We start from the raw sequence: 11,640 nt of genomic DNA on the forward strand, positions 1-11,640 counted from the left end.
CGCATGCGTCCGCTGCTGCGGATGTGCGTGTCTCGTGCGATTCATCCTGGGTGCGAAGCGGTGAACGGCACGTTGGACGTCGCCATGAAAAGCGAGTAGTGCGTCACCCTTTATCCGATTACCGACGTTTCGGTTTCTAAACGCAATCAGTGAAATGAAATCACGATAGCTTTCACAGCTGCGTGCGATACGCGCCTGATTACATCAACTTGCACCCGCATTGAATGCATATCTTCCTATGTGCAGTCCATGCAGACCGTGCCGTCTGGCGTTTCAGGCGCGCGCCAAGGCAAACCAGCGATACCCAACGTAGATGCCTACGGCGACGATGGGTGCCATGCAAAGCCATAGCGGCAGCTTGAGCAGGAAGAACATGAGCGCGGCGACGGCGAATGCGGCGATGCCGAGGCCTATCGCCCATGCATTGAGCACCACCATATCCGCGGCGTCGTCCTGCCAGGCGTTTTGCGGGCGGCCCCGTGCGCTGCGCTGGCGGCGCAGCAGCCACACGTCGGTTACGAAGTCGACGATGCCTTCGAGAAGGTCTCCGATGATGCCGGCCATGGTCGATCCTTGAGATGGGCGTTGTGGCGCTATCTTTCGGTGCCGGCGCGTTTCGGTCAAGTGTGGGTGGAGCCGGCCGGCGGCCGGCACTACGCCAAGGGTCAACGCAGGTCGGCTTCGGGGGCCAGGGTGTGGATGACCTTGCCTTGGGCGTCGAGGAATTCGATGGCGCCGTAACCTTCCTGGGTGACGGTCAGGCGCAAGCGTGGACGGTCGGACTTGTCATTCAAGGCTATGGCCGGGGTGCCGTCGGCGCCTACCAGCATTTCAATGCGGGTGGGCGTAGCCACCCCGGGAATGAGGCGGTTGTCGAGCCTGGGTTCGCGGATCAGGGGCGGTGCCTGGTTGATCGAGAACCGGACTTCGCCGTCGGGCGATACACGCCAGCCGATCGCGTCCATTGCCGGGTGGTCCAGTGCCAGCACGGCCATGCCGCCGTTGACGTCGGCGGTGCCGAAGCCGCCGCGCTCGCTGCCCTTGTCGTCATAGAGGACCATGCCGGCGACGTTGAAGGCGCGCTTGTACTGGATGCCGTCGATGATCGGCGCCGGGGTCTGCCCGGACAGGGTCATCCGGATGGTGCCCTTCTCGTCGACGATGTCGATGCGGCGCGCGGTGATGCGGTCGTTGTCAGGCTTTTCGACGTGCGTCTGCGGGGATTTGTCGACGATGAGCTTTTGAAGCTGTTCAACGCTGGGTCGCTTGGGCCCCGGGGCGTCGGTTGCATACGCGTTGAGGGCCAGGGTGCCGAGGAGTGCGAGGGCCGTGCTGCCGATCAACTGCATGCTGCTTCCATTCCGGTGGGTGATATGGAACGTGACGATACCGGTGATGGGGGCGCAGGCCCCGCTGCCTTGCAGCATGGTGTACGTGGGACACGCATGGCGTGTCTCTACGCGGAGGGGTTCATGGGGACACGCGTTGCGAGTGTGCTGTGTAGCGACACGCCATGCGTGTCCCACGAGATCCCTCCGGCGCCAGAAACGCAACAGGCCACCCAAAGGATGGCCTGTCGCATTCAATGGCGGGCCAATCAGGTAAAGATCGCCCACAGGATCAGCAGCGGAATCGGCACGCCCAGTGCCCACAGCAGCAACATCTTCATTTTGGTTCTCCTCTACTCGTTCTCGTTACAGGTCGCGGCGACGGCCGCCCCATGTGGCAGTGAGGCTGGCAAAGAAGGCGCCGATCAGCAGGGTGATGAACAGCCACAGCGCGGCGTAAGCGGTGGCCTTGCGGGCATCATCCGCCGCCTGCTTGGCGGTGTTCTTCGCCTCTTCCAGCGCAGCGCGCATGCGGGTCTGGATGTCGGCCACGCGTGCTTCGGCTTCGGCCTGGCTCATGCCGGTTTCACGGGCGATCAGCTGGCCGAGGTATTGCTGGTCGGCCGGACTCAGGCCCTGCGACTGCAGGCTGGTGACGATGATGCGGTTCACTTCGGCACGCACTTCACGGCGGTCGCCCGGACCAGCGCCCGGCAACGGACGCGGCGGCGGCGCCATGCGCGGCGCGGGGGCACCGGCGACGGTCGGACCGGCCACACCGGCCGGCGGCACGGGCGGCGCGGCCGGATCGACCGGACCCATCGGCGCAGCGCCAGGGCCGGCGTCCGGACCCGGGGCACGGCGGAACAGCGAGTCCACCCAGTAGCCCAGGTCGCCTTCCCGCGAATCCATCGCAGCTGCGGAACCTGCGCCCGCCGCTGCTACGCCGGCGGTGGACGCGGCAGCACCAGCAGTGGCACCGGCAACCTTCGCACCAACGCCGAGCACGCCGCCAATGGCGGAGGTAAGCAGGCCGGCGGTCAGCAGCGTGGCCACGGCCCAGGAAACGAAGCCATGCGCGGTGTCGCGGAAGTAGGTTTCATCGCCATGCAGGCGGGTCCACTTGGTGCGCAGGCGACCGGCCAGGTAGCCGCCCAGGCCGGACTCGGCCAGCGCGGTGAAGGTCAGCCACGCGATGCTGCCCCAGCCAAAGGTTTCCTTGGTGACGCCCTCGAACGACCACGGCGACACCGAGGACAGGCCCAGGCCAACACCGAGAATAAGAAGAATCAGCGAGAGAGCCGCCGCCGCGGCAGCGCCCGCGAAAATGGCACCCCACGACACCGCGCTTTCCGGCGCGCTGGGTACCACGGTTTCATTGATGATCGCGACATCGGGCGCCACCGCGCCACGTTCGGGGTATTCCATTCGGGTGTTCATCGGTACGTGCTTCTCCGGTCTTGAACTGCGACTGCAGCTGTAAGCCGGAGGCTGCGCGATGCGTCGTGAACGCGGCGAGACCCGGGAATCTGCGCGATGTGATTACGACGCGCTGTCGCCCATCACGCGCGGCAATGCAAGTTCGAATGTGGCGCCTTCGCCCGGCGCGGACGTAATTGTGACGAAGCCCCCGGCCTGCCGTACCGCGCTATGGACCTGCGGCAACCCGAGACCTGAGCCCTCACCGGGCGGCTTGGTGGTGAAATACACCTCGAACACGCGCGCCATCACCTCCTCGCTCATGCCGCAGCCCGTATCCGACACGCATAGGGTGAGGTAGGAACCGGGGACCCGTGCGGTACTGCTGTCGTCGCCCGGGACGACCCTATGGCCCGTGGTCACCCGGATGGTGTCGCCCGACGTGCAGGCGTCGCGCGCGTTGACCACCAGGTTCAGCAGCGCCCGCTCCAGGGTGTTGCGGTCGACCATCGCACAACAGGTGGAGTCGCCCGGATCCACGACAAGCTCGATGCCCTGCCCAACCGCCTGATGCAGGAGTGGCTCCATTTTCGTCACCATCGCCGCCAGCTCGACGGCCTCGGGACGGTACGGATGCTGGCGCGCGAAACCAATAAGCCGTTGCGACATTTCGGCGCCCTGCTCCAGCGCGGCTTCGGCAACGGTCAGCAGCCCGGTGTTCTTCGGCCCCAGCTCGCCACTGGCCATGACCAGATCGATCGCGGTCGTGGCCGAGTGCAGGAAGTTGTTGAGGTCATGTACCACGCCGGCCAGCAGCTGCCCCACCGCTTCGCCCTTCTGGGCATGTTCGGCAATGAGTTCCGCCGCACGCTGGGCGGCCACGGCGAAGTCCCGGCCCTGGCTCACCTGGAAGTGACGCACCTCCAGTTCCTGATACGCCAGGTTGGTCGCCAACAGCCGCGACTGGCTTTCGCGCAGGGTATTGATGAGGGTGGCCTCGCGCGTTGCCGCGTTGGCGAGCAGCGCCCCGGCTTCATCGGCTTTTGCATCGAACGCAGCGCCAAGTACATCGGCAGCGGCGAGTGCTGCATTGCGCGCGGTGACATCGGAACTGACCGCGAGCACGCCGATGATCCGGCCATCGTCACGCAGCGGGCCAACGCGCACCCTCCAGTCGCGCAGCATGCCCTGCCCGTCCAGCGCGGAAGCCTCGAAGCCTGCCTTCTCTCCGCGCAGCGCAGCGGAGAGAGCGTGTTCGACCAGCGATTGGGTGGCCAGCGGCCAGAGCGCCTTCCATTTCCTGCCGAGCATGTCCGACGGCTGTTGGGCCCGGAACAGCTTCAGTCCGTTGTCATTGATGGCGACAACGGTTCCGGCAAGGTCCAACTCTTTGACGCAGTCCTCAGACAACTCCACGATCTGGCGGTATCGATCCATCAATCCATCGGGTGTAAACGGTTGTAGGAAGATTATCACCGGGTGATTGCCGCGTGAGTACTGCGGAACCTGAATCATTCATTCCCTTGCCGCATCGATCCCTGCGATCGCGGACCTGGACGCGTAGCGACACGCCGCGCGTGACCTCGCGATGTCTGATCGCGCGATGAGGGGATACGTGGACACGCATGGCGTGTCGCTACCGCTGCAGCAGGTATTTCAGGCCGTGCGTCAGGCCGCGCGGGGCCACGCTCAGGTGGTCTTCGTCGTTGAGCACGTCCAGCTTCAGGCGCAGCGACGGGTAGCGATGGGCACGCAGCGCTGCCTCCATCCGCCGCGCGTCGGCGACCATGTCGGCGTCGTTGCCGAAGGCCGGGGTTTCGTACTCGCCCACGTACATGTAGACCGACGCCGGCAGGTCGTCGTGGCCGGCGGCGTAGTCCTTTTCGAAACGGTCGATCACGTTGTGGTCGTACCAGTACGAGGGGCTGCCGACGATGTAGCCGGCGAACAGGCCCGGGTCGGTGAACAGGATCTGGGTGCCGAGCAGCGCGCCGTAGGAATGGCCTAGCAGCAGACGGCGGGTTTCGTCGGTGCGGTAGTGTCCGGCTACGTAGGGCAGCACCTGCTCGCGCAGGTAGGTGATGTAGGGCGCGGCACCGCCATGCACGGCGTCGGGCGGTGCGCTGCTGGGGCCCTTCGGGGTGGGCGTGTAATCGCGGCGGCGGCTCGGCATGCCTTCATCGCCCACTGCGTAGGACAGGCCGACCAGGATGAACTCATCCAGTTTCGGTCCTTCAACGTTCAACCGCCGACCGATCTGGCGTGCCAGCGGGAACGCGTAGTCCGCGTCGGTGACGTAGAGGACCGGGTACTTGCGGTCGGGCGCGTCGGCGTACGAAGGCGGCAGCGCGACGAAGACCTGGTAGGTGCGGCCGGAGACCGGATCCTTCACGTCATGGACTTCGCTGCCCACGACTTCATACGGCAGGCCCTGGCCGCGCTGTCCACCCAACGCAGAGGCCCTTTCAGGCGCTGATTGGCGTGGCGGCGACGCATCCCCGGCGGCCGCGGCGGCGGTTACGGGGGGCTTGGCGCACCCGGCGAGCATAGACAGAACCACAACACCTGCTACCAGATAGTTCAACGCATCATCTCCATGGTGATTCCAGAAACAGCCTCCACTGGCCGCCTCCGGGATCATACAAGACACCTGAAAGGATCCCCGCCATGTCCGACACTGCTGCATCCAGCGCCTCTCCCCGCGCGTTCGACGCGATCATCATCGGTACCGGGCAGGCAGGTCCCGCGCTGGCGGGGCGGTTGCACGCGGCCGGCATGCGGGTGGCGATCATCGAACGCCACTACGTAGGCGGCACCTGCGTGAACACCGGCTGCAAGCCGACCAAGACGCTGGTTGCCAGCGCCTACGCCGCGCACACCGCCCGGCGCGGCGCGGAGTATGGCTTCACAACGGGCCCGGTCAGCGTGGACATGGGCGTGGTGGCGGCGCGCGCGCGGAAGGTCATCCTGGATTCGCGCAGCAGCAACGAGGACTGGCTGGGCAGCATGCCGAACGTCACGCTGATCCGAGGCCACGCGCGTTTCGATGGCGCTGATACCGTGGTGGTCGACGGCGAACGGCTGACTGCGCCCCGCATCTTCATCAATGTGGGCGGACGCGCTTCGGTGCCGGACATGCCAGGTCTTGCGGAGGTGCCTTATCTCACCAACAGCAGCATGGTCGAGCTCGCTACCCTGCCCCGCCACCTCGTGGTGGTGGGCGGCAGCTACATCGGACTTGAGTTCGCGCAGATGTACCGGCGCTTTGGGGCGAAGGTAACCGTGATCGAGCGCTCCGACCGGCTGATCTCGCGCGAGGATCCGGACGTGTCAGCGGCGGTACGGAATATCCTGGAGGACGAAGGCATCGACGTGCATACCGGCGCGGACGAAATCGCATTCAAACCGCATGCCGACGGCGTGGAAGTGGCTGTTGGTTCAACGAGCGCCATCGGCAGCCATGTACTGATCGCGATCGGGCGGCGTCCGAACACCGACGACCTGGGCCTGGAGTCGGCCGGCATCACGAAAGACCAGCGCGGCTTCATCACGGTGGATGACCAGCTGCAGACCTCCGTGCCCGGCGTATGGGCGCTGGGCGACTGCAATGGCCGCGGCGCGTTCACGCATACTGCCTACAACGACTTCGAGATCGTGGCCGCCAACCTGCTGGACGGCGAGGACCGGCGGGTCAGCCAGCGCGTCCCGGGCTATGCGCTGTACATCGACCCACCGCTGGGCCGCGCGGGTATGTCCGAAGCCGAAGCAGCAAAGACCGGCCGACCCCTGCTGTTCGCCAAGCGCGCCATGACCGCCGTAGGGCGCGCGGTGGAGAAAGGTGAAACCAAGGGCTTCATGAAGGTGGTTGCCGACGCCGAAACCCGGCGCATCCTCGGGGCGGCGATCCTGGGCACTGGCGGCGACGAGGCGATCCACGGCATTCTCGACATGATGAGCGCCGACCGTCCGCTGGATGAACTGCGCTGGGCAGTGCCGATCCACCCGACGGTTTCCGAGCTGATTCCCACCCTGCTGGTCGATCTTGCGCCAGCGGCTGACTGAGGACGAACTGGATGCGCAACGCACGCTGGCTGTCGCTGTACCTGGGGCTGTGCACGGCCCTGCTGCTTCCCCCGGCGTGGAGCAAGGCTCCGGAGGCCCCGGGTACCCGCACCGAGACCGGCACCCTGGAGGGCGCGCCGTGGCGCCTGGACATGCCGGCCCACTGGAATGGCGAACTTGTGATGTACGCCCATGGCTTCGAGCCGATCGGCACGCCGAGACCGGACCCGTGGCCCGGCAACGCCTGGACCGAAGCGCTGACCCAGGCCGGCTACGCCGTTGCGCAGAGCGGTTACAGCAGCCAGGGCTGGGCGGTCACCGATGCGATTGCGGACCTGGAGCGCCTGCGCGCGCAATTCGTCGCCCAGCACCCCGACACCCGGCACAGCTGGATCATCGGCTTCTCGATGGGCGGCGCGGTGGCCATCGGCACGCTGGAACGACTGCCGCAGCACTACAGCGGCGGCGTTTCAATGTGCGGTGCCAACCTGCCGGGCGACGTGCTGGCCGCCGAGATGCTGACCTCGCTGGTCGCGTTCGAGTATTTCTTCCCGGATGCGAAAGGCCTGCCAGAGGGAGGCTTGATCTCGCCGGCTGCCGCGGCGATGCCCCAAGGCGAGACCTATGACGCGATCACTGCGGCCTTCGAGTCCAATCCAGTGGCCGCCGCAACCTTGTCCCGGCGCCTGGAGCTGAAACCGGGCGAACTGGCAGGCACGATCAGCCTTCACACCCTGGTATTTCAGGAGCTGGTCAAACGCAGCGGCGGGGTGCCGGTTTCGAACCAGCAGACGGTGTACTCCGGTTTCGGCGACGACACCGCGTTCAACGCGGGCGTTCGGCGGATCTCGGCAGACCCGGAGGCAGCGGCGGAGTTGGCACGCGAACTGGCGATGACCGGTGCACTGCAAAGGCCACTGGTGCTGCAATACAACCTGGACGATCCGTCGGTGACGCCCCGCTTCGAACCGGTTTACCCGGCACTGGCGCGCAAGGCGGGTGCGGCCTCACAGCTTGCCCAGCTGCCCCCGGTGGGGAGCGGGCACTGCCAGTTCACGCCGCAACAGGTGCTGGATGCAGTGGCGATGCAGAGTGCAGCGGCGCGGGCGACACCGGCGGGGTCCACTGGCGAAGCACAGCGCCCCTGAGCGCCTGCTCGCCACAACCGGCCGGGCAGCGCAGCACGCGGGCGACCGAGGTGCTGACGAAGCCCTCGCCTTCCTGCGCTTTGAAGACCGTCTCGCACAACTGGCAGCGCGCCACCATCGAGTACAGATGCACGATGCGCCCACTACAGGGGTCCTGCAGTGCGTTGACATCGAGCAGTTCGAACCGGCAGGTATCGGGCAGCGGACGCCGCGGAAGGGGGTTATGGAGCAGGGGCTGCAGATTCACGCGGGACGCCATTTCCTGGGTTGCAGCCACTGTAGGCAGCGCGGTGTCGACTGGATGTGCAGCCCGCCTGAACACGCCTTCGACACAGGTACTAAGCAGAACTACGCAGCGCAGCCCAGTACCACTACGGACGCTGCGCTGAGCGGCATGTGGTGCACTGGGCGGGTCAGTCGACCCAGGACACACTGCCATGACCCGCAAGACGTTCAACGGCGTGATCAAGCTAGACATCCGGGATTCCAAAGCCGATTGGGCGCCGTTCCTGCCGCCCAAGGCGCCGGAGGGCGCACCCAACGTGCTGATCATCCTGTACGACGATACGGGTCAGGCTGCCTGGGAGCCCTACGGCGGCGCGATCAACATGCCGACGCTGCAGAAGCTGGCCGAGAACGGGCTGACCTACACCCAGTGGCATACCACCGCGCTGTGCTCGCCGACCCGCTCGTGCTTCCTTACAGGGCGCAACCACCATCTCAACGGCATGTCTGCCATTACCGAGGCGGCCAACGGGTTCCCGGGGTGGTCCGGGCGCGTGCCGGAGGACTGCATGTCGGTGGGACAGGTGTTGCAGGACAACGGCTACAGCACGTTCTGGATCGGCAAGGACCACAACGTGCCGGAGCAGGACATCAGTGCCGGCGGGCCGAAGTCCGAATGGCCGCTGCAGAAGGGTTTTGATCGCTATTACGGATTCCTGGGCGGCGAAACCAACCAGTGGTATCCGGACCTCACCCAGGACAACGTGTTCATCGACCAGCCGTACGGTCCCGAAGACGGCTACCACCTCTCACGCGACCTGACCGACCAGGCGCTGCAGATGATCCGCGACCAGAAGGCATCGAATCCTTCCAAGCCATGGTTCCTGTGGTTCTGCCCGGGCGCCAACCACGCGCCGCACCACGCGCCCAAGGAATACATCGAAAAGTACAAGGGCAAGTTCGATGAGGGCTACGACGCCTACCGCAAGTGGGTGGTGCCGCGCATGATCGAGAAGGGCCTGCTGCCGGAAGGCACCGCCGTGCCGGACTTCAACCCGATGCCGGAGGACCAGGCCAACCCTGGCGATTACGTGAAACCGTGGGATTCGTTGAGCGCGGACGAAAAGCGTCTGTTCGCAAAGATGGCGGAAGTGTATGCGGGCTTCTCCGAATACACCGACGCGCAGGTGGGCCGGATCATCGACTACCTGGAAAAGAGCGGCCAGCTCGACAACACCATCGTGTTCTACTGCTCCGATAACGGCGCCTCGGGCGAAGGCAGCCCGACCGGGTCGGTCAACGAGAACAAGTTCTTCAACAACTACCCCGATTCGCTCGAGGAGAACCTCAAGTACATCGACGTGCTGGGCGGCCCGGAAACCTACAACCACTACCCCACCGGCTGGGCGGCGGCATTCTCGGCGCCGTACAAGATGTTCAAGCGCTACTCGGAGTACGCCGGCGGCACCTGCTGCCCGATGATCATCCATTGGCCCAAGGGCATCAAGGCCAAGGGCGAGGTGCGCAACCAGTACCACCACGCGGTGGACATCGTGCCGACCATCCTCGAGTCGATCGGCATCCAGATGCCCGAGGTCAACCGGGGTGCGAAGCAGCATCCGCTGTCCGGCGTTTCGATGAAGTACTCGTTCGAGGCCGATGGTCCCACGCAGAAGAAGCGCCAGTATTACGCGATGCTGGGTACCCGCGGGATCTGGGAGAACGGTTGGAAGGCCGCCACCACGCACGCTCCGCTCACCAGCAAGGGGCATTTCGAGGATGATCGCTGGGAGCTGTACAACGTGGACGAAGACCGTTCCGAGTCGAAGGACCTGGCCAAGGAACACCCGGAGAAGCTGAAGGCGCTGATCGACGCCTGGTTCGCCGAGGCCGAAGCCAACAACGTGCTTCCGTTGGACGACCGCACCGCGGCCGAAGTGCTGGGCACCGAGCGGCCGAGCACCGAAGCGCCGCGCGAGCGCTACATCTACTACCCCGGAACCTCGCCGGTGCCGGAGGGCGTGGCGGTGAACGTGCGCGGTCGCTCGTACAAGATCCTGGCCGAAGTGGACATCCAGGATGCGGACTGCGCCGGCGTGATCTTCGCGCATGGCTCGCGCTTCGGAGGGCACAGCCTGTTCATCAAGAACAGGAAGTTGTACTACGTCTACAATTTCCTGGGCATCAAGCCCGAGCAGAAGCTGGTGTCCACATCCGAGCTCAAGCCCGGCAAGTACACCCTCGGCATGGAGTTCGAGCGGACCGGGGCCGGCGAGCATGGCGAGTCACTGGGCAAGGCCAGGCTGTACGTCAACGACGCGGTGGAAGCCGAGAGCGACCTGAAGACCCAGCTCGGCAAGTTCACACTGTCCGGTGACGGGCTGTGCATCGGGCGCGACAGCGGTGACGCGGTCAGCGAGGAATACACCACGCCTGGCACGTTCAAGGGGGGTGAGATCCTCGCCGTGGGCGTCACGGTCGAGAAGAAGCAGTACCTGGACCTGGAGAAGCTGGCGGCGGCGGCGTTTGCGGTCGACTGAGCGGACCCACCGTTAACCTGGCGGCGCGCACTGCTGCTGCGCGCCGCCCCCACGACGGAGCACGCATGAGCGATTCGCCCAACCTGTCCAACGACCTGGCCAGGGGTCGCACCCATCTTGCCAATGAACGTACCCACCTGGCCTACCTGCGCACGACGGTTTCGCTGATTGGTTTCGGCATCACCATCAACCGCTTCAGCACCTACCTGATCCAGAACGACGAAGCGCCCGAAGGTGGCCGCCTGCTGCTGCACGATGCGAGCAACGCGGGTTTCGGCATGGTGGTGCTGGGACTGGCGCTGCTGGTCTGGTCTCTGATCCGGTACAGCCTGGTTACCCGTGACATCGAACGCGGAAAGATCGATTCGCGGCATCGGGCCACCACAGGGTTCACCATCGGCCTGCTGCTGCTCGGTGGGCTCACCGCACTCTGGCTGTTCACCAGTTGAGGAGTCTGACCATGAAACTACACCCGTATCGGGTTGCACTGTCGCTGCTGTTGGCCACCGCCATCCTGGTCGCTGCGCCGCTGGTGTGGGCCAAGACGCCTCCGCCAGGTGGGGTAGCTGCGCCCGCAGCCGCAACCGAGCGCCCACGCGCGTCCAACAAATGGCGGATCGAGTTTGACGAACGGGCCAAGTCCGATGGCACCGTCAGCTTCCGGATCTGGCCGCGCGACGGTGAACCCATGCAGGTCGACGTGCCGGTGGTCGATGGCCAGTCGGAGAACCACATTGCCGCCGCCACGCGCGACGCGCTGAAGGTGCGGTTGGGTAAAGGCTTCCATGTGGAGACCGATGACGGCGAGGACGTGCTGGTGAAGGCCAGGCACGGCACCGGGGACTTCGGGTTGGAGCTGCTGGGCAATACCGCCCGCGACGTGGACATCAAACTGCGCCGCGAGTAAGCGGCGCTGCA

11 protein-coding genes are annotated in these 11,640 nt (G+C 65.5%); 5 read left to right on the forward strand and 6 right to left on the reverse strand.

All coding sequences use genetic code 11. The features are described from left to right. Positions 1–273 precede the first annotated feature (273 nt). The 5 genes from PDM28_RS10115 to PDM28_RS10135 form a co-directional block, all read right to left on the reverse strand. Positions 274–564, reverse strand: a complete 291-nt coding sequence (locus PDM28_RS10115; RefSeq protein ID WP_311181845.1) for a hypothetical protein — start codon at positions 562–564, stop codon at positions 274–276. Positions 565–665: 101 nt separating this feature from the next. Then, positions 666–1,349 (reverse strand): hypothetical protein, encoded by a 684-nt coding sequence (locus PDM28_RS10120; protein WP_311181847.1) that lies wholly within the window; start codon positions 1,347–1,349, stop codon positions 666–668. Between the two features lie 345 nt (positions 1,350–1,694). Further along, a complete protein-coding gene (locus tag PDM28_RS10125; protein ID WP_311181849.1) occupies positions 1,695–2,768 on the reverse strand; it encodes a hypothetical protein in 1,074 nt (357 codons plus the stop codon). 102 nt (positions 2,769–2,870) lie between these two features. Then, the gene (locus PDM28_RS10130) at positions 2,871–4,184 is read right to left on the reverse strand and encodes an ATP-binding protein (RefSeq protein ID WP_311181850.1); all 1,314 of its coding nucleotides are present in this window, start codon (positions 4,182–4,184) and stop codon (positions 2,871–2,873) included. A 199-nt stretch (positions 4,185–4,383) separates the two neighbouring features. Continuing rightward, the gene (locus PDM28_RS10135) at positions 4,384–5,295 is read right to left on the reverse strand and encodes an alpha/beta hydrolase (RefSeq protein WP_311181851.1); all 912 of its coding nucleotides are present in this window, start codon (positions 5,293–5,295) and stop codon (positions 4,384–4,386) included. Positions 5,296–5,414: 119 nt separating this feature from the next. Here PDM28_RS10135 and PDM28_RS10140 point away from each other — a divergent pair, with 119 nt between their 5' ends. Next, positions 5,415–6,809, forward strand: coding sequence for an FAD-containing oxidoreductase (locus tag PDM28_RS10140; protein ID WP_311181852.1), 1,395 nt, complete (start codon positions 5,415–5,417; stop codon positions 6,807–6,809). 11 nt (positions 6,810–6,820) lie between these two features. After that, on the forward strand, positions 6,821–7,957 hold the full coding sequence (locus tag PDM28_RS10145) for an alpha/beta hydrolase family protein (protein WP_311181853.1): 1,137 nt from the start codon (positions 6,821–6,823) through the stop codon (positions 7,955–7,957). On the opposite strand, the gene PDM28_RS10150 is transcribed toward PDM28_RS10145, so the two are convergent. Further along, positions 7,863–8,204, reverse strand: coding sequence for a hypothetical protein (locus tag PDM28_RS10150; RefSeq protein WP_425507591.1), 342 nt, complete (start codon positions 8,202–8,204; stop codon positions 7,863–7,865). The genes PDM28_RS10145 and PDM28_RS10150 overlap by 95 nt on opposite strands. Before the next feature lie 190 nt (positions 8,205–8,394). Between PDM28_RS10150 and PDM28_RS10155 the strand changes: the two genes are divergently transcribed. From PDM28_RS10155 to PDM28_RS10165, 3 genes are all read left to right on the forward strand, one after another. Beyond that, positions 8,395–10,722: an arylsulfatase gene (locus PDM28_RS10155; protein ID WP_311181855.1), complete on the forward strand. Its 2,328-nt coding sequence runs from the start codon at positions 8,395–8,397 to the stop codon at positions 10,720–10,722. Positions 10,723–10,787: 65 nt separating this feature from the next. Continuing rightward, complete coding sequence (locus PDM28_RS10160; protein ID WP_311181856.1) at positions 10,788–11,171, forward strand: YidH family protein; 384 nt, start codon at positions 10,788–10,790, stop codon at positions 11,169–11,171. An 11-nt stretch (positions 11,172–11,182) separates the two neighbouring features. Then, positions 11,183–11,629, forward strand: coding sequence for a hypothetical protein (locus PDM28_RS10165; protein WP_311181857.1), 447 nt, complete (start codon positions 11,183–11,185; stop codon positions 11,627–11,629). Positions 11,630–11,640 lie beyond the last annotated feature (11 nt).

It is taken from the genome of Stenotrophomonas aracearum, from assembly GCF_031834615.1.
GTDB lineage: Bacteria > Pseudomonadota > Gammaproteobacteria > Xanthomonadales > Xanthomonadaceae > Stenotrophomonas > Stenotrophomonas aracearum.

Excerpts from the sequence above, each read along its gene's own strand:
- PDM28_RS10115 (WP_311181845.1), bottom strand. The coding sequence starts at position 564 with ATGGCCGGCATCATCGGAGACCTTCTCGAAGGCATCGTCGACTTCGTA.
- PDM28_RS10120 (WP_311181847.1), bottom strand. The coding sequence starts at position 1,349 with ATGCAGTTGATCGGCAGCACGGCCCTCGCACTCCTCGGCACCCTGGCC.
- PDM28_RS10125 (WP_311181849.1), bottom strand. The coding sequence starts at position 2,768 with ATGAACACCCGAATGGAATACCCCGAACGTGGCGCGGTGGCGCCCGAT.
- PDM28_RS10130 (WP_311181850.1), bottom strand. The coding sequence starts at position 4,184 with ATGGATCGATACCGCCAGATCGTGGAGTTGTCTGAGGACTGCGTCAAA.
- PDM28_RS10135 (WP_311181851.1), bottom strand. The coding sequence starts at position 5,295 with ATGCTCGCCGGGTGCGCCAAGCCCCCCGTAACCGCCGCCGCGGCCGCC.
- PDM28_RS10140 (WP_311181852.1), top strand. The coding sequence starts at position 5,415 with ATGTCCGACACTGCTGCATCCAGCGCCTCTCCCCGCGCGTTCGACGCG.
- PDM28_RS10145 (WP_311181853.1), top strand. The coding sequence starts at position 6,821 with ATGCGCAACGCACGCTGGCTGTCGCTGTACCTGGGGCTGTGCACGGCC.
- PDM28_RS10155 (WP_311181855.1), top strand. The coding sequence starts at position 8,395 with ATGACCCGCAAGACGTTCAACGGCGTGATCAAGCTAGACATCCGGGAT.
- PDM28_RS10160 (WP_311181856.1), top strand. The coding sequence starts at position 10,788 with ATGAGCGATTCGCCCAACCTGTCCAACGACCTGGCCAGGGGTCGCACC.
- PDM28_RS10165 (WP_311181857.1), top strand. The coding sequence starts at position 11,183 with ATGAAACTACACCCGTATCGGGTTGCACTGTCGCTGCTGTTGGCCACC.